Genomic DNA, 17,369 nt, shown 5'->3' on the forward strand with positions numbered 1-17,369 from the left:
CATTTTCTAATGAAACAGATCACGAAGCCTTGGCCCAGTGCCGGCTGCAGAAGAAAAACGTCTATCGACGTACTTTCTCAGAAGACAGACCGCATCTAGCGGATGTTATTCTTGCGATATAAGGAAGCCGTGTCTTTCGAAGCTTATACTTTCTTATATCCTGAAAAAGCGCGCGGCCATAGATGCCGCGCGCCTCTTGTTACCTTCGTCCCCTTCGACCGATTTTGCCGGATCCGAAACGGGTCTTCGGTTTGGTGTAAGATCGTTTGGGTGAGCCGAAAATGCCGCCGCTATCTCCGCTCTCGCCCCGCTTGATTGAACCCCTGCTTTGTTCCGTGGAAGGTTCGCGTTTAAAGATATTCCCACCGGAACCGACCGTACCCTTACCTCTTCGGGAAATTTTCCCGCTTCGGTCAACCGTAAGCGGCGGAGCCATTTTTTTTGTCATCGGTTGTAGGCTTACGATATGTTCCTTCCTTCGGTTTATACACATCCTTGCTCGTATATCCCCTGTAACCGCCGCCGTATCTTCCGCCGAGCGAATCGAACAAGTCACTGATGATGACGGCCGTCAAGTATCCCTGGAGGAAGCTGGAATCGTAATTACGGCTTACATATTCCTTGGAATCGATTTCAATCAGGGTGTCTTCCGGCTTGGCGGGATCCTGCTGAAGATGATAAATATCATTTCCGTATACCAGGAACATCCGCTCTTCGCTCTCTTTGGACATATCGTCAGGCGTGTTCTCTTCGGATAGTTCCTTGGCGACAACCGGTACGCTTTTGTTCGCCGCCCTGTACACATAGGAAGTAGCGTTTCCGTCCCGGTTCACGGATTCGAGCGGATAAGACTGCTTCACGTCCGGAGGCGCACCGCAGCCGCTCAGCAGAGATACGAGGAAGCTGAGCACCAGAATGATTTTAATGGATAATAAAGAGCGTTGTTTCATGTAACCACTCCTAAGTAGCCCGGATGACTTTTACATCCCCCGGAATCACTTTCTCGCCTTCATAAAGCATAAACCGCCCATTCTGCCATTCGATACGCACAAGCCGGTAATCGTCAGACTGATACTGCCATACATGTTGTTCCCCACCCTGGGTAAAAGGAGTTCGCCCGGCTACGGAAACATGTCCGCCGTATTCCTCCTCAAGATGGTATACCCCTTCATCCAGCTCTATAATCGTGGGCACTTCATCCGGTGCATCCAGTCTTCCGTCAATCGGCGTATACAAAGCGTACTGTACCGTTTCCCGCTCTTCGATATGGAGATAAGCGATGTTGCTTCCATCCTGCAGCGTCAAAACCACGGCGTTTCGGCCGCGGTTATGTACGCGACCCGTAACCTCATAGGTGACAAGCGATACTTCACAGATGTCCCCGGGTGCGAGCTCCAGCATGCTTTTTTCCTTTTTCGGCGGTTCCGGCTTTGCAAAAAGGTTTCCTATTCTCTTCCAAACACTCATCTTTCCATTCTCCTATCGCAAGTTATGCAGAAGTTACAGGCAAGCCGTAATGATTAAAGCGCCTACCAGATGAAGCGTCCCGGCAAACAGCCCGTACCCTGTCTTGCCCTGTTGGGTTCCCAGATCCAGATCGATGCTGCCAAGAAGCTTCAGCATCCATTCGGCCAATTTTTCCAAAATCAACAGAATGATGAAGGATACGACCGATACAACGATCGCTTCCAAAAGATGCGGGGATGTGCCGATGGAGACGGATAAAATATATCCTTGGGCAAGCAGCTTCAACACAAGGCGGGTCGTTACCGCCATGTTGCCTTTCTTGACTTCCTCCAAATCCTTGTACTTCGTGAACAAAGAATCGACGAACATCAGCACAAACAAAAGAAGCGCGCCGACCCCGGTCCAGACGGTAATCCCCAAGATCATGTCAAAATTCATAATCAAGCCTCCACATTCAACATGCATTCCATTTAAAAACGAAGGAGAATTTCGCAAGCTGCGTGATTTCTCCTTCGCCATGTATAGCTTTACTGCCTAATAGACCGGCGTTATTATTGTTCTTTGTTCTCGTACTGCTTCATCAGAGCCGCAAGCTCGTCTTCAACCGCCTTGTCTTTGCCAAGGCTTTCGAATTCCTCGTCCAGGGATTTTTCCTTGGCGTTTAATTCGTTGCCGGCTTCCGCGCGCGCTTCCATTTGAAGCATCTTTTCTTCCATGCGCTTGAGACCGGCCGAAGCGGAATCGGTGCTGAACCCGTTCATCGCCTTGTTGATTTCCGTTTGGGCTTTCGCTGCATTGTAGCGGGCTACAAGCGTTTCACGCTTGTTCTTCATCGCGGTGAGCTGTTTCCGCATTTCCTCAAGTTTGCTGCGGAGGTTGTCGGCAGCCAGTTTGTTCTGGTCGTAGCTTGTCTTGTATTCGTCTCTCTTGGCTTCCGCTGCCTTCTTCTCTTCAAGGGCGCGGCGGGCAAGATCCACATTTTGAGCCTGGGCAGCCGTATGTGCCTGTTGGGTACGTTTCTCAACCAGAGCAGCCTGCTCTTCATAAAGGGCTTTAAAACGTTTCTCAATGGCGATTTGAGCCGCTACCGCTTTTTCAGCGTCCTCAAGATCCTCGGTCATATCCCGGATGTATTGGTCCGTCATTTTGATTGGATCTTCGGCTTTGTCGATGATGGCGTTGATATTGGACATGGTCAAGTCGCGCAATCTTTTGAAAATGGACATGGTTTCGTGCCTCCCAATAACTTGAATGTTTTCTTATGCTCATTATCTACGTGACAACCTGCAAGAACGTTTCATAAAATTTATTTTAGATTATTCTCTTGAATTCGACAAAGAGCGCTTCTTTCCTTCTAAGAAAACATCAAGTTCATGCTTGACCTCATTTATAAGCTCGTCGAGCTCCTGTTGCTGAAGTTGATCGAAATGAATACCCATGACAACGGTGACGGTCCGCCGAAGCTGCAAAGCGCACGTCAAGGCAAATGTTTCCGTTAGGACATGTTCCTTATGGCCCGGGACGGAGGAAGTCTCCACTTCAATGCCTGCGGGAGAGGATTCTTTTAGATAGGCGGTGGATACGGCACCGATATGAGCAGTTCCGCCTGTGATCACAAGCAGAAGATCTCTCCCCACCTCTATTTCCTCTAACGATAAAGCATTCCCAAAAGAACGCACCATATGCCGATTTCCCCCTCTCTCGTCCATAGGACTCTATACGATTCCCCGGATCTCTTTGAAAGAGGTTATGTTCTCCTCCTTCATGAAACGGATCAATTCTTCCATGATCCTCTCGCCGGAGCGGAGATCCGCAAAATTGGCCGTCCCGATCTGAACGGCTTCCGCTCCGGCCATGATGAACTCGACCACATCTTCCGCCGTGGCAATCCCGCCGATTCCAATCACAGGAATATTCACCGCATTGCATACCTGATGAACCATCCGGAGCGCAATCGGCTTGATGGCAGGGCCGGATAATCCGGCGTAGCCATGCTGAAATACGTTTTTCCGCTGCCGCACATCGATTTTCATCGCGGATATCGTATTGATTAAGGATAAGGCATCCGCCCCTTCTGCCTCGCACATGGCCGCCATCTCGCTCAAGTTTTCCGCTCCGGGAGATAGCTTAATGATCAAAGGCATGTCGACAATACTCCTTACGGCACGTATCACCTGACGGGCTTTATCGGTCTGCAAGCCGAAGGCCATTCCTCCTTCTTTTACATTGGGACAAGATATATTCAGCTCCAACATGTCAACCGCAGAACGTCCCCGGCGGCGGCGCGAATCTTCATCAGCCTGAATCAACCGGGCCCCTTCGGTATATTCTTCAATGGATCCCCCGCCCAAATTGCAAATCCGAACCGTATCGAGCGTTTCCCAGAAGAGGCATTCCTCCTTGAGGAATCGGGATACCCCCGGATTCTCGAGCCCCACGCTGTTCATCATCCCGGCAGCCGTCTCCGCCATTCTGATCCCGGGATTTCCTTCTTTCGGCTGCAGGGTTACTCCCTTGCCGCAAATTCCCCCCAGTATTCCCGGCGGATAGAACCGTTCATATTCCCGTCCAAAGCCGAAGGTGCCGGAAGCCATAATGACCGGATTTTTAAACGTTATTCCTGCAATGCAACATGTGAGATCAATCATGAAAAACAACCTCCTCCACGGGAAAAACAGGACCGTCGGTGCATGCCTTCTTCATTCCGTCCTTGCACCTTACGCTGCAGACAAGGCAAGCTCCGATTCCGCAAGCCATCCGGTTTTCCAAGGATACATAAACATGCCGCCTCCGGCCGTTTCCCCCCTGCTTCTTCTGCGCGGCTTTCAGCATGCCGTGCGGTCCGCAGACGACCACCGTATCATAATCCTCGAACGATATCGAATCCAAAACGGTCCCGCCGACGTCCACCTTGATTTTACCGGACACCTTTTTGAATTCCTCCGTCAAATAAGGTTCCTTGCTGAATCCAAGAAACACATCCGGACGAACGCCGGCCGTTTTCGCCATATAGTAAAGCGGAGCGATGCCAATGCCTCCCCCGACCAGAGCCAATGAGCCCGTTGCCTTCGGGAATCCATTGCCAAACGGGCCTTCCAAATTCAATTCATCGCCGGGGCGCAAAGAAGCAAAACGTCTCGTTCCCTCACCGACAACCTGATACAAAAAGCGGAGTCTGCCGCTATCCGCGTCAAAAATGCTGATCGGCCGCGAGAGAAGCGGATCTGCCTTCCAGGCTTTCATCATGTAAAACTGGCCGGGAATCCCCCCCCGAACCGCTCTCCACTTCCATCAGACCGATGCCGTCCTTTATCATCTCGTTCGATATCACAGCTGCCATATCCAGACCCCCCGCGTGTATTTAATCCCAATTACTTTGCACGGAAAAAGCCCCTATGTCAGTGATTCATTTCACAGAGTGCAATCAGAACTTTAAAAAAAGGCTTCGGAGAAAAGCTCCGAAGCCTTTGGGGCAACCGCTGAACTCCGTGTTCATCACAACACCCAGCAGTCGGAATTTAATTTTTTTTCGGGAAACCTCTTTCATATGCCTTGGGGACCTTTTGCTCCCCGCCAAGCTCGTATGCCGCGTGAAGGGCCCAATACGGATCGCGGAGCATTCCTCTCCCGACGGCCACGAGATCGGCCTTTCCGGATAGGACGACATTCTGCGCAGCTTCGTAGTCGTCAAGCAAACCGACAGCGATCACCGGAGTCTGTACCAATCTTTTAAAATCCGCCGCCATCTCCACCTGATAACCGGGAACGGCTTTCGGTCCGCCATCGGATCCGATCGGACCCTCACCTCCGGACGTGATATGGAATATATCCACGCCCGCGTCCTTGTACCGCTGACTGATGCTGGCGCAATATTCCACATCATATCCGCCGTCGACATATTCCTTGGCGGATACCCGCATTAAGAGCGGCATGCCTTCCGGCAGCACCTCTTTGACAGCCTGAACGACCCGTTCGCCGAAGAGGGCAGGGTCCACTCCATACTCATCATCGCGCCGGTTTGTCAGAGGCGAATGAAACTGGTGGATCAGGTAGCCGTGGGCACCGTGTATTTCAACCGTATCAAAACCCGCCTCCACGGCGCGGCGCGCCCCTTCTTTATAAGCTTGAATCAGCTCTTCAATTTCGCTTCCGGTCAGCGCACGGGGCATTTTGTAACGGGAACTGAAAGCAATCGCGGAGGGGGCAACCGAAGGCTCGGCATCCTGGGCTTTACGGCCCGCATGGCCAAGCTGGATACCGATTTTCGCCCCATGGGAATGGACGCCGTCCACGATTCTTCGATATGCCGGTATATGCTCGTCACTCCATATGCCCGTGTCCTGATTGGAAATCCGTCCGTCCGGATGAACGCCCGTCATTTCTATAATAATCAAGCCCGCCCCGCCAACAGCGCGGCTCACGTAGTGAACATAATGCCAATCGTTCGGGGTACCATCCTCTGCCTGAACGGAATACTGACACATCGGAGGCATCACGATTCGGTTTCTTAAGGTCAGGTTTTTAAAGTTATAGGGTGTAAATAAGTCAGCCAAACGATACTCATTCCTTCCGTACTCAAATAATCTTACCCAAGGCTATTATACACTTTTCCCGAATGCAAACCAAAAAACTCCCCATTCCTGTGGACAGGCTTCCGGTTTCTCCCCGGAGAGGTTTTAAATAAAGATCGGGACGCAGGACAGACTAAGCCGATCAGGATAATTCAGGAGGATTTTGGGAATACCAAAGCCATTAGACGAAAGGAGTCGATAGGTTTGTTGAGCCATGCCCGTCTTTGGGGATTGTTTTGGATCATGCTTTTGCTCCCGCTTAAAGATACCGCTCCCGCAGAAGCGCTTGTCCGGACGGCAGACTCCTTTTTTCGGCAGGATCCGGATCATGCCTCCGTCACGTCAGGTGCAGAGCTTCACGAACAATCCGATCGTAAAGAGGAGCGTGGGGCTTCCTCCTCGCTCACGCTGAGCCAACTCATGAAAAAGTATCCCGATACCTTCCGCACCCGGGGACCGCGCATGAAACAGATCGCGCTTACCTTTGACGATGTCCCGGATCCCCGCTTTACGCCACAGGTGCTTGATATACTGAAAAAAGAAGGGGTTAAAGCCACTTTCTTTGCCGTCGGGGACAGAGCCAGAAAACACCCTGATTTGGTAGCCAGAATCAAACGAGATGGCCATGCGATCGGTAATCACTCCTATAATCATGCCCTGTTCAGCAAATTAAGTCTGGAACAGTTCCGCGACCAAATCGAGCGGACAAACAGAATCATTAAATCCATCACCGGCATCTTTCCCCGATTGATCCGCCCGCCATATGGAGAAATTAACGAAGAGCAGCTTCGATGGGCCCGGAAAAACAACTACAAGGTCGTGAACTGGAACGTGGATTCCTTGGATTGGAAAGGCTTGTGCAAAGACGAAGTGAAGCAAAACATCCTGTCTGCCGCAGGTCCAGGCGCGATTGTCCTCCAGCATGCCGGCGGCGGTGTCGGCTCCGACCTGACAGGAACGATCAAAGCTTTGCCCGAGGTGATCTCCGAGCTTCGCAGAAAAGGCTATCGCTTCGTCACCCTCCCCGAGATGCTGGGCGTGAAGGAAAGCTTGTAAAATCCGGACCATAAAGCAAAGGCGGCTCACCGGTATTCATTCTTTTGCCGAGAGAGCCGTCTTTTTAGGACTATTTAATGATGTATAATTTCACATGCTGGAAACCGAACGTGCTCACGAAACTTGGGGAACCCGGGATGAAAATATCCATCCGATTGCCTTTGATGGCTCCGCCGATGTCTCTGGCCACAGCCATGAACGCTTTTTTCGGCAGCCCCGGATGGGAATGTCCGGTTACAAGCACCTTTGTGCCCAGCGGTATCACCTTAGGATCCACAGCGATCGTCCCCAGCTTCAGAGGATTGCCGAAGTAATCCACCGGCCCCCAGCCTCCGTTCTCGCTGGCTGCCGAGGAGTAAGCCGTCGCTTTCACGTTCACGGTTTTGTTGTAGTTGAAGGTTTTGCCCCACGCCTCTACGACTTTATTGTCCGGGTAAACGTTAAGGCTCGGAATAAATCCGCCTTTGGCCGGGGTTCCGGTCGACGGAATTTTAATTTTCAGGCCCGGATAAATATTCGTTGGCTTGATGCTTGGGTTAGCCTTCATCAACTTGTCGAGATTGACGCCGTACCGCTTGGCCAAAAAATAAAAAAGTATCCCCTTGTTTTGCAGTATGTACGGAACTTGCCTCTGCCGTCATGCCGGAAGCCCCTACCGAAATCCCTAGGGCCAAAGCCGCGGCCGTAATCAGTTTTACCGTCTTTCCGCTTTTATCGGTTGCATTCCTGCCGTTTTTCCTGTTCCACCATTTCATATTCTGTATCATCTGGATGCCTCCCTTGCGTTAACGATTACGAATATATCACAATTTTGTAACCTTTTCCGCATGAAAATACTGGATAGGACGTTTATGTATGGCGGATCACGCGTATAAGTCGTTATCGGAACCTAAGCACACTTGGCGAGCCGGCGATACTTTTTCAAAATCTTGTCATGGCTTCCATTTGGATTCTGCGACTGCAATCATCGCAACTGTATAATCCCTTTCTGTTTTTCTTGTATCGCTTGTATTTTTCGGTTCCTTCATATATTCTAAATACTTTTTTGCAGCAAAAACATATAACCTCATAGAATATCATGATAAATCCCCTCCCAGGCGATCCGTTACTTTCGAGTTGCCCTTTCAAATATCGTGATAAGTTCCTTCGCGTAATCCTCTACCTTCAGATCGGGATTTCTCATCAACTCCAGGCTAAAACCGTCAATCGCATGCCTGATCGTTAGCGCCATCACTCTTGCGGACAGCGGGGAGAATTCTCGAAATATTTCTTTTTGCATACCCGAACGAAGAATATTTTCAATGGGAAGAAAAATAGTTTCATCATGATCTGCCGCAAATCGAAGTTTTCCCTCATCTGTTCTTTCGTTCGAAACGATTTCTATAACAGCGAATACGTGTTTTCGATTTTCATCTACGAATTTCAGATTGGATTCAATATACGTTTGAAGCATTCCATTTGGGCACGTTTGAGCCTCCATTTGCGGACAAATAAAGGACTGGCAAGCTGTGTAATAATCCATTACAACTTGCTGCAGAAGTTCCTCTTTGTTCGAAAAGTGATAAGAAATAACACCCTTGCTTATGTTTGCTCGTTTAGCGATTTGTCCTAAAGAGGCCTGCCCATAACCCACCTCGGCAATTGTCTCAATCGCACATTCCAAAATTTGAGCCCTGCGGGCTTTTTCGATAAATGACATCTCTTTTTTGTTGTTTGTATTAGTACTCATGGTTATATTTTAGTACGGCCGGTCAATTATTTCAAGAAAAAACCATTTCATGCATCGAAATGGTTTGATTTGCCGAACCCTTATTCAATCATAAAAAAGCGGTCCTGCTACCGTTTAACGGAAACAGAACCGCCAGTACATTCGATGAATCATTCCTTGCCGAAGGCTACAAAACCTTGCTTAAAAAACTCCCGGGTCCGGGGATGCTGCGGATGGACGAACAATTCCTCCGGGGTTCCCTCTTCCACTATTTTTCCGCCGTCCATGAACAGAATGCGGTCTCCAACCTCACGGGCAAATCCCATTTCGTGCGTAACGATGACCATGGTCATGCCGCCCTCGGCCAGCTTCTTCATAACCTCAAGCACTTCGCCGACCATTTCCGGATCGAGAGCCGAAGTCGGCTCGTCAAACAGCATCACGTGCGGCTGCATCGCCAGCGCGCGGGCTATGGCGATCCGCTGCTTCTGTCCGCCGGATAATTGGGCGGGGTAAGCTGTTTTCTTATCAAGCAAACCGACGGTTTTCAGCAGCTCTTCGGCAACTCTTTCAGCCTCTTTCGAAGACTGTCCTCTTACCTGTATAGGAGCAAGCGTAATATTGTCAAGCACGCTTTTATGCGGGAACAGGTTGAACTGCTGGAACACCATGCCCATTTTTTTCGCGGGTGGCGTTGATATCGTGTTTCTTATCGGTGATTTTTTCTCCCTCGAACGAAATATCGCCGCTGGTCGGCTGCTCCAACAAATTCAGGCAGCGCAAAAACGTGCTTTTGCCCGATCCGCTCGGACCGATAACGACCACAACCTCGCCTTTTTGGATTTCGACGTCGATTCCTTTGAGAATTTCAACCTTGCCGAACGATTTATGGAGATTCTTAACGGTGATCACTTGCGCTCAACTTCCTTTCCAAGACACCCAGCAGTTTCGAAAGTACGAATGTCATAATAAAGTAGATCACGGCCGCCACCAGCAGCGGATTCAATGCCGCATACGTACTGCCGCGCAGAATTTGCGCCTGGTACATAATGTCCATGACCCCGATAAACGAAACGATGGACGATTCCTTGATAATGACGATAAATTCGTTGCCGATCGCCGGCAGAACGCCCTTAAACGCTTGAGGCAAAATAATATGGCGCATGGCTTTCTTATGCGTCATGCCGAGCGAACGCGCTGCCTCCAACTGACCGCGGTCAACGCCCTGGATACCGGCCCGGAAAATTTCAGCCAAATAAGCCGCGCTGTTTAACGACAGGGTCAGTATGCCGGATTGAATCGGCGTAAATTTGATATCGAATGCCGCAAGGCTGTAATGAATAATGAACAATTGCACTAGCATCGGCGTACCGCGCATGATTTCGATATACGACGTTGCAATAAATTTCAATACGGACATACGGGACATCCGCATCAGGGCTATGATCAAGCCTAAAATAAATCCGAAAAATACGCCCAGTGCCGAAATAAGCAGCGTAAATTGAATTCCTTTCAGGTAATAATCACGATATTTCCAGAAGTACTCGAAAGTGTTCAGGTTTTGCTTTTCCTTCATGCGTCCTGCGGCCAAGTCCCCGGCCTCATCCACGAATTTCTCAACAAGACCGTCCTTTTTTAGACGTTCCAGCGTACTGTTTATGCTCTTCAGAAGTTCTTCGTTACCTTTTTTTTACGCCAACGGCGTATTCGTCATTCTCCGTCGCCGGCTTGGCGTCGGTAATGACCATCGTCTCCTCATCCATGTTCGCTTTCGCGATGGGATATTCGGCGATGACGACATCCACCCGCTCCGTATCCAGCTGCAGCAGCAGATCCGGAATTTTATCCAGGGAGACGACGTTTGCATTCGGGATTTTCTTGGCTATTTGCTCTTGGATCGAAGACTTTTGGACACCGATGCGGGCACCTTCCAGGCTTTCGACCGTATTGTATTTCTCTTTATCTTCCTTCCGTACCACGATCGACTGCTCGGCTCGATAGTAAGGAATGGAGAAGTCGATGCTTTTTCTCCGCTCTTCGGTCGGGTTCATGCCGGAGATGACAAAATCCACGCGTCCGCTGGAAAGCTCAGGCAAGAGCGCGTCAAAGGAAGTATCCTTGATGATGAGCTCGGCTCCCATGTCTTTGGCGATTTCTTTAGCGATTTCGATATCGAAGCCGACGATCGTATCCACGCCGTCAATGGTCTTGTGGAATTCATACGGCATATAGTCGGCGCTCGTCCCGAGGATGACCGTTTTCTTTTCGCCTTCCGCACCGGCAATGCTCCCGAAGGATAGCAGGAACACCATGCAGAGAAGCATCCAAGTCGTTATTTTTCGTTTCATGACCCTTCAATCTCTCCTTATTAATGATTCAACAAAAGTTAGCGATTGAGTCATTATAAAACAGGATGCATGATTATGCAATGCCCTTCCATTTATTATCATAAATATGCCCCATGACGACGGTTTAAGGCCAGTCCTGTAATAATCCACTGGTCAATATGAAGGATCATTGAACCGATACTATACCGCCGGTTTTTGAATCCATTTTATACGGAAAGCGTCCAAGAATGGCTTCTTGATTCATTATCACGCTTGTCTGGTTATTTAATGGCTAGACAATTCAGGAGGTGTAGCCATGCTTTTAGAAGCTCTCTATCATGTTCCGAGGGATAAATGGGCATATGCTTACGACCCCTTCACCATTCATCTGCGTGTCCGCACCAAAAGAGATGATGTCGATACGGTTGTTGCCCTTACGGGCGACAAATACGACTGGGACCGCACCTATTTTGAAATTACGATGGAAAAAGCGGCTTCCGACGATATGTTCGATTACTGGGAATGTGCCGTCCGTCCTAAATACAAGCGCCTCTCCTATGGATTTCGCATTCATTCGGGGGAAAAAACCGTATATATGACCGATACCGGGCTCTGCCGCGATTATCCTTTTCCCCCTGGCGGATACTTCGAGTTTCCTTACATACATGAGATTGATGTATTTAAAGTGCCGGCCTGGGCAAAGGAAGCCGTTTTTTATCAAATCATGCCCGAACGGTTCGCCAACGGGGATCCTTCCAACGACCCGGAAAGAACCGAGCCCTGGGGCGGGAAGCCGACAATAGACAATTTTTTCGGCGGCGATCTGCAAGGCGTGATGGATCACCTGGGTGACCTGGTTGACCTTGGCATCAACGCGATTTATTTTACGCCCCTGTTCACCTCTCCTTCCAACCACAAATACGACATCGTGGATTACAAGCAGGTAGATCCGCACTTCGGCGATAACGAGCTCCTGAAAAAAGTTGTGGAAGCTTGCCACTCCAAGGGAATCCGGGTTATGCTGGATGCCGTATTCAATCACTGCAGCGATCAGTTTCCCCCTTTTCAGGATGTGCTGAAGCACGGCGAACAATCCAAATATGCGGCATGGTTTCATATCAACGAGTTCCCCTGCACGGTAAAAGACGGCATTCCGACCTATGACACCTTTGGATTTTTTGCGAACATGCCTAAATTCAATACGGCCCATCCGGAGGTTAAGGCGTATCTTCTCGATGTCGCCGAGTATTGGATCAAGGAGATCAAACTGGACGGATGGCGGCTCGACGTCGCCAATGAAATCGATCATGATTTCTGGAGGGATTTTCGCAAAGTCGTAAAAAGCGCCAATCCCGAAGCCTATATCGTCGGGGAAGTGTGGTCCGATTCCTTGACCTGGCTCATGGGCGACGAATTTGATTCGGTGATGAATTATCCCTTCGCCGATAAGGTGCTGGAGTTCTTCATTGGGGGGATGGACGGCCTGACCTTTGCCAATAATATCGGTTCCCTGCTCATGCGATATCCGCAGCAGACCAACGAGGTCGTGTTTAACATGTTATGCAGCCACGATACTCCCAGACTGTTGACCCGGGTAGGAGGAGATCTACGGCGCATGAAGCTGCCAGTTGTGTTTCTGTTCACGTTTATGGGCACACCCTGCATCTTTTACGGGGATGAAGTCGGGCTTACGGGGGACGGCGATCCGGACTGCCGCAAATGCATGGAATGGGACCCGCGCAAGCAGCAGAGGGAACTGTATGACTTCTACAAACTGATGATCGGTCTCAGGCGTAAACACAGGGCCCTCAGGGAAGGGCGTTTCCGCTTTCTGAAAGCAGTCAAAAATGATCCGTGCATTGTATACGAGCGGTTCGACGACAAGGTCCATTTTATCGTTTGGATGAACAATACGGATCAACCCCGGACGCTTTCGCACCCGATCGTTGCAACCGACTGGTACGATGCGTTGTCGCAGGAGAAGGTCAAACCGGATCATGGCATGATGAATATCAGCCTTGATCCTTACGGTTACCGGATCTTGTGCAGAAACCTAACTTGATAAAAATTGAGGCGGAACAAGCAAGCGGGACGTTGATCCCGCTTTTTTTTATTTGAAACGTCAAAATAGCGCAATCGATAAGAAACCGCTGCGCGTCTGATTTGTTATCTTATGGGCAAGGTCAAATTTTAAAGCGAGGATGTGTTTATCATGACATTAAAAGTTACGCCGTTGCTCCAACTGAACGGAAACACAAGGGAGGCGATCCAGTTCTATCAAAAGACGCTGGATGCGGAAGTCATCGCCTTTCTGACGTATGGCGAGATGCCCATGGACTTACCTGCGGAATATAAGGAAATGGTAGCCCATGCCGTGATCAAGGTTGGACAATCGGACATCATGTTCTCCGATTCCCCGTTTGAGCCCCTTCGCGAAGGAGACCAGGTATCGATCTGCATATCAACGGATGACATTGAGGAGTCAAAACGGATTTTCAACAGCCTCCAGCAAGGCGGTAATGTCGTCATGCCTCTGGAAGCCACTTCGTTTAGCCCATCCTTCGGTACCCTGACCGACCGATTCGGAATCCGTTTTACGATTGTAACGGCCGACTGCCATCCGGGTGAGGCTTAATAAGAAAAAACGTCTATCGACGTACTTTCTTAGAAGACAGACCGCGTTTGGAAGAAGTTTTTCTTGCGATATAAGGAGGCAGCTTATACATTCTTATATCTTATAAAGAGTTCCCTTATGCATCAAGCAAATAGATGCAGGGGGAACTCTTTTTATCTGTCTCTTTAAGTTTCCATGGTCTCGCCGTCGTGCTTTGAGAAGCTTTTGTAAATATCCATATACTGTTTTGCCGACATCTGCCAGCTGTAGTCCCCCGACATGGCGTTTTTCACGATATGCCGCCAGTGTTCAGGCTCACGGTAAAACGCTGTCGCTCTGCGAATGGTGTTCATCATATCATGCGCATTATAGTTCGCAAACGTGAACCCGTTGCCTTCCCGCGTGAATTCGTTGTAAGCGTGAACCGTGTCGTTCAGGCCGCCGGTCTCCCTGACGATCGGGATGCTGCCGTATCGAAGCGCAATCAGCTGGCTGATGCCGCACGGCTCGAATTTGGACGGCATCAGAAACAGATCGCTTCCGGCATAAAAAAAGGCGCGACAGCGGTTCATTAAAGCGGATCTGGGCCGACATTTTGTGCGGATTACGGTTGGCCGCCTCCCGGAACCAGTGCTCATAGGAAGGGTCGCCCGTTCCCAGCAGGACAAACTGAATTTCATCATAATACAAAAGTTCATCCAACATTCGTATGACCAGATCCAGGCCCTTGGAATCCACAAGACGGGTAACCATGGCCATCATCGGTACATCAGGGTTGACCGGAAGGCCCAGCTCTTTCTGGAGCTCTAGCTTGTTTTTGGTTTTTTTGGCCGCATTGCTGCGGTATTTCACGGCAATATGGGGATCGCTGGATGGATTGTAGCTCTTCGTGTCGATTCCGTTTACGATCCCGCTGAGCCGATCCCCTTGTGAAGCCAGGAGTCCATCCAGCCCGTATCCGTAATAGGCGGTTTGAATTTCCCGGGCATACGTCGGGCTTACCGTTGTCACATGATCCGCGTACACTACGCCGGCTTTCAAAAAGTTTACGTTGCCGTAATACTCGACGCCTTCCGAATGAAAGTAACGGCTGTGGATGCCTAAAAACGTCCACAAGGACCTCGTATGGAAATATCCCCTGGTACAGGAGATTATGGATCGTAAAAACGGTACGGATTCCCGCGTAAAACGGATCATGCCGGTAAATGTCCTCCAACAATAGCGGAATCATCCCGGTATGCCAGTCATGGCAATGAACCACATCGGGTTGGAAATCAATGACCTTCAGCATATCGAGTACTGCCCGGTTAAAGAAAGAATAACGCTCTCCGTCATCCATGTATCCGTAAATCCCTTCTCGACGGAAATAGTATTCATTATCTATAAAATACACCGTGATCCCCTCATGAACCAACCGTTCTACACCGCAAAACTGCTGACGCCAACCCACCTGGACCCGGGTTTCGCCCATATGCTCCATCCGGTTTCGATATTCCTCCGGAATGCCCCCGTATTTAGGAAGCACCACGCGGATATCCGCCCCCGCTTTCCGCAGCGCTACAGGCAAAGCTCCAATCACATCGGCCAAACCGCCGGTTTTAATAAACGGTACGCCTTCAGCGGCCGCAAATAGAAGTTTCATTGCATGCTCCCCCTCTTCTCCCTTTTTTCAAGCTTAACCTCATCGCCCTTCCGGTTTGCCGCGCTTTTTTCTGGGCCGGGGCGGTTTCTTTTTCAAAATGACCATACTGAGCGGAGGCAGTTTAATTTCAAGGCTCGACAACTGATCATGCCATGGCACTTTCTCCGTTCTCAGCTCGCCCCCGTTCAATCTGTCCACTCCCCCGAACTCCAGTCGGTCTGAGCTGAAAATTTCCTCGTAACAACCGCCCTTCGGCATGCCGATCCGGTAACGCTCATGATGCTGAGGCTGGAAGTTGATCACAATAATCAGGGTATCCCCCGGCTTTTTTTCCTTTCCGCATATACGATACGACGCTTTGCCGTGCATCATGTGCGCAGATCCACTGAAAACCGTCCATCATATGATCGAGTTCCCAAAGCGCTTTTTGTTCGACATACAGTTGGTTTAATGCGGCCGTATACATCTGTGTCTGACGGTGCGTTTCATAATCCAGCAAAAGCCAGTCAAGCTGCTCCTGATCCTTCCATTCGATGAATTGACCGAACTCTCCGCCCATAAACATCAGTTTCTTTCCCGGCTGGGTCATGAGATAACCGAGCAGAACCCGGAGCCCTGCAAATTTTTTGTTCGTAGGTACCGGGCATTTTTATTCAATAGCGATTTTTTTTCCATGCACCACTTCATCATGCGATAAGGGCAGCGTGAAATTTTCCGAATAGGCATAACAAATCGGGAATGTCAGCAAATGATGCTTGGCGGGACGACTCCCGAAATCCTGCTCTATGTAAGAAAGCGTATCATTCATCCATCCCATATTCCATTTGTAATTGAAGCCTAGCCCGCCATGATGCACAGGCGCGGTCACTCCGTGCCAGGCGCTCGACTCCTCAGCCATCATCAGAGCATGCGGATAGTATTCGAATACGGTTTTGTTCAGCTGCTGCAAGAACGCGATCGCTTCCAAATTCTCCAGTCCGCCATGCTCGTTTCGGGAATACTGGTTCTCCGATTTCTCAAAATCCAGACGGATCATGCTGGTCACCGCATCGACCCGAAGACCGTCAATATGATACATATCCATCCAGAAGATGGCGTTCGAGATGAGGAATGAACGGACTTCCGGTTTGGAATAATCGAAAGAAAGCGTCCCCCAGCCCGGCCTCTCGGCTTTCTGCGGGTCTTCGTATTCGAACAGCGGCGCTCCGTCAAACTGACGAAGCCCATGTGCGTCTTTGGCAAAATGAGCCGGCACCCAATCCAAGATGACCCCGATGCCGGATTGATGAAGACGATCCACCAGATACATGAAATCATGAGGAGAACCGTAACGGCTCGTCAATGCAAAGAAGCCGGTTCCCTGGTACCCCCAGGACAAGTCGTACGGATGTTCGGCAAGCGGCATGAATTCGACATGCGTATAGCTCATGTCCAACAGATACGGAATCAGAAGGTCGGCCATCTCGCGATAGGTATAATAACTGCCGTCTTCCTTCTGCCGCCAGGTGCCGAAGTGCATTTCATAAATATTCATCGGTTTTTCATACGGAGATTTGACCCTTCTTCTCCAGCTTCCGTCATTCCAACGGTAGCCGGTTAAGTCGGTTACGACCGAAGCGGTGGACGGTCTTACTTCCGAGGCGAATCCATACGGATCGGCTTTCAGAAACGTCTCTTCGTGAGGCCCGGTAATGTGGTATTTGTAAAAAGTTCCTGCTCCAATCCCCGGGAAAAAACGACTCCAAATGCCGGAATCGGGTATCTTAAATAATGAGTCCTTTGAGCCGTCCCACCCGTTCCAGTCAGCCGCCAAGCCCACATGATTCGCATGAGGAGCCCACACGGTGAACCGAACGCCTTCCTCGCCGTTCTCCTTGACGGGATGCGCTCCCATCCAGCGGTAGCTGTGAAACAACGTTCCTTCATGAAAAAGGTAAACAGCTTCCCGACTGATGTTTCCTTCCCATAACGATTGAATAGTCAA

Annotated in this window: 13 protein-coding genes and 6 pseudogenes; 3 read left to right on the plus strand and 16 right to left on the minus strand. The window is 49.9% G+C overall.

Going from position 1 to position 17,369, the window contains the following annotated elements; genetic code table 11:
- Positions 1–199: 199 nt before the first annotated feature.
- The 9 genes and pseudogenes from XI25_RS26735 to XI25_RS26770 form a co-directional block, all read right to left on the minus strand.
- A pseudogene (locus tag XI25_RS26735) lies at positions 200–950 on the minus strand (DUF4247 domain-containing protein).
- 10 nt (positions 951–960) lie between these two features.
- A complete protein-coding gene (locus XI25_RS26740) occupies positions 961–1,467 on the minus strand; it encodes a DUF4178 domain-containing protein (RefSeq protein WP_046681007.1) in 507 nt (168 codons plus the stop codon).
- 33 nt (positions 1,468–1,500) lie between these two features.
- A complete protein-coding gene (locus XI25_RS26745; RefSeq protein WP_046681008.1) occupies positions 1,501–1,905 on the minus strand; it encodes a DUF350 domain-containing protein in 405 nt (134 codons plus the stop codon).
- A 113-nt stretch (positions 1,906–2,018) separates the two neighbouring features.
- Entirely contained in the window at positions 2,019–2,693 is a 675-nt protein-coding gene (locus XI25_RS26750; RefSeq protein ID WP_046681009.1) for a PspA/IM30 family protein, read from the minus strand.
- Between the two features lie 90 nt (positions 2,694–2,783).
- A complete protein-coding gene (locus XI25_RS26755) occupies positions 2,784–3,149 on the minus strand; it encodes a prenylated flavin chaperone LpdD (protein ID WP_046681010.1) in 366 nt (121 codons plus the stop codon).
- 33 nt (positions 3,150–3,182) lie between these two features.
- Positions 3,183–4,115, minus strand: a complete 933-nt coding sequence (locus tag XI25_RS26760; protein ID WP_046681011.1) for a dihydroorotate dehydrogenase — start codon at positions 4,113–4,115, stop codon at positions 3,183–3,185.
- The gene (locus XI25_RS26765) at positions 4,108–4,713 is read right to left on the minus strand and encodes an iron-sulfur cluster-binding protein (protein ID WP_235440446.1); all 606 of its coding nucleotides are present in this window, start codon (positions 4,711–4,713) and stop codon (positions 4,108–4,110) included. Before XI25_RS26765 ends, XI25_RS26760 begins: the two co-directional genes overlap by 8 nt.
- Positions 4,658–4,807 (minus strand): hypothetical protein, encoded by a 150-nt coding sequence (locus XI25_RS35450; protein WP_235440447.1) that lies wholly within the window; start codon positions 4,805–4,807, stop codon positions 4,658–4,660. The genes XI25_RS26765 and XI25_RS35450 overlap by 56 nt, the downstream gene beginning before the upstream one ends.
- 178 nt (positions 4,808–4,985) lie before the next feature.
- Complete coding sequence (locus tag XI25_RS26770; protein ID WP_046681012.1) at positions 4,986–6,020, minus strand: NADH:flavin oxidoreductase/NADH oxidase; 1,035 nt, start codon at positions 6,018–6,020, stop codon at positions 4,986–4,988.
- A 225-nt stretch (positions 6,021–6,245) separates the two neighbouring features.
- On the opposite strand from XI25_RS26770, the gene XI25_RS26775 reads away from it, so the two are divergent.
- Positions 6,246–7,094: a polysaccharide deacetylase family protein gene (locus tag XI25_RS26775; RefSeq protein ID WP_235440448.1), complete on the plus strand. Its 849-nt coding sequence runs from the start codon at positions 6,246–6,248 to the stop codon at positions 7,092–7,094.
- Positions 7,095–7,164: 70 nt separating this feature from the next.
- On the opposite strand, the pseudogene XI25_RS26780 reads toward XI25_RS26775, so the two are convergent.
- From XI25_RS26780 to XI25_RS36580, 5 genes and pseudogenes are all read right to left on the minus strand, one after another.
- Positions 7,165–7,861 (minus strand): annotated as a pseudogene (locus XI25_RS26780) (3D domain-containing protein).
- 154 nt (positions 7,862–8,015) lie between these two features.
- A complete protein-coding gene (locus XI25_RS32585) occupies positions 8,016–8,174 on the minus strand; it encodes a DUF2197 domain-containing protein (protein ID WP_082112514.1) in 159 nt (52 codons plus the stop codon).
- A 25-nt stretch (positions 8,175–8,199) separates the two neighbouring features.
- Positions 8,200–8,823, minus strand: a complete 624-nt coding sequence (locus XI25_RS26785; protein ID WP_046681013.1) for a TetR/AcrR family transcriptional regulator — start codon at positions 8,821–8,823, stop codon at positions 8,200–8,202.
- 149 nt (positions 8,824–8,972) lie between these two features.
- Positions 8,973–9,714 (minus strand): annotated as a pseudogene (locus tag XI25_RS26790) (amino acid ABC transporter ATP-binding protein).
- A pseudogene (locus XI25_RS36580) lies at positions 9,701–11,150 on the minus strand (ABC transporter substrate-binding protein/permease). The pseudogenes XI25_RS26790 and XI25_RS36580 overlap by 14 nt, the downstream one beginning before the upstream one ends.
- Before the next feature lie 295 nt (positions 11,151–11,445).
- On the opposite strand from XI25_RS36580, the gene XI25_RS26805 reads away from it, so the two are divergent.
- Both XI25_RS26805 and XI25_RS26810 read left to right on the plus strand, forming a co-directional pair.
- Complete coding sequence (locus tag XI25_RS26805; protein WP_046681014.1) at positions 11,446–13,191, plus strand: alpha-glycosidase; 1,746 nt, start codon at positions 11,446–11,448, stop codon at positions 13,189–13,191.
- A 150-nt stretch (positions 13,192–13,341) separates the two neighbouring features.
- Positions 13,342–13,764 carry a VOC family protein gene (locus tag XI25_RS26810; protein ID WP_046681015.1) on the plus strand — a complete coding sequence of 141 codons (423 nt, stop codon included), beginning with the start codon at positions 13,342–13,344 and terminating at the stop codon, positions 13,762–13,764.
- A 164-nt stretch (positions 13,765–13,928) separates the two neighbouring features.
- Here XI25_RS26810 and glgA read toward each other — a convergent pair.
- Together glgA and glgB are read right to left on the minus strand one after the other, a co-directional pair.
- A pseudogene (gene glgA / locus XI25_RS26815) lies at positions 13,929–15,385 on the minus strand (glycogen synthase GlgA).
- Positions 15,386–15,424: 39 nt separating this feature from the next.
- Positions 15,425–17,369 (minus strand): annotated as a pseudogene (gene glgB / locus XI25_RS26820) (1,4-alpha-glucan branching protein GlgB).

The sequence above is a fragment of the Paenibacillus sp. DMB20 genome, assembly GCF_000987955.1.
Taxonomy (GTDB): Bacteria; Bacillota; Bacilli; order Paenibacillales; family Paenibacillaceae; genus Paenibacillus_AQ.

Bases quoted from the DNA above. Each gene is read 5' to 3' on its own strand.
- XI25_RS26785 (WP_046681013.1), bottom strand. From the start codon at position 8,823: ATGAGTACTAATACAAACAACAAAAAAGAGATGTCATTTATCGAAAAA.
- XI25_RS26810 (WP_046681015.1), top strand. From the start codon at position 13,342: ATGACATTAAAAGTTACGCCGTTGCTCCAACTGAACGGAAACACAAGG.
- XI25_RS35450 (WP_235440447.1), bottom strand. From the start codon at position 4,807: ATGGCAGCTGTGATATCGAACGAGATGATAAAGGACGGCATCGGTCTG.
- XI25_RS26755 (WP_046681010.1), bottom strand. From the start codon at position 3,149: ATGGTGCGTTCTTTTGGGAATGCTTTATCGTTAGAGGAAATAGAGGTG.
- XI25_RS26805 (WP_046681014.1), top strand. From the start codon at position 11,446: ATGCTTTTAGAAGCTCTCTATCATGTTCCGAGGGATAAATGGGCATAT.
- XI25_RS32585 (WP_082112514.1), bottom strand. From the start codon at position 8,174: ATGATATTCTATGAGGTTATATGTTTTTGCTGCAAAAAAGTATTTAGA.
- XI25_RS26750 (WP_046681009.1), bottom strand. From the start codon at position 2,693: ATGTCCATTTTCAAAAGATTGCGCGACTTGACCATGTCCAATATCAAC.
- XI25_RS26745 (WP_046681008.1), bottom strand. From the start codon at position 1,905: ATGAATTTTGACATGATCTTGGGGATTACCGTCTGGACCGGGGTCGGC.
- XI25_RS26760 (WP_046681011.1), bottom strand. From the start codon at position 4,115: ATGATTGATCTCACATGTTGCATTGCAGGAATAACGTTTAAAAATCCG.
- XI25_RS26765 (WP_235440446.1), bottom strand. From the start codon at position 4,713: ATGATGAAAGCCTGGAAGGCAGATCCGCTTCTCTCGCGGCCGATCAGC.
- XI25_RS26740 (WP_046681007.1), bottom strand. From the start codon at position 1,467: ATGAGTGTTTGGAAGAGAATAGGAAACCTTTTTGCAAAGCCGGAACCG.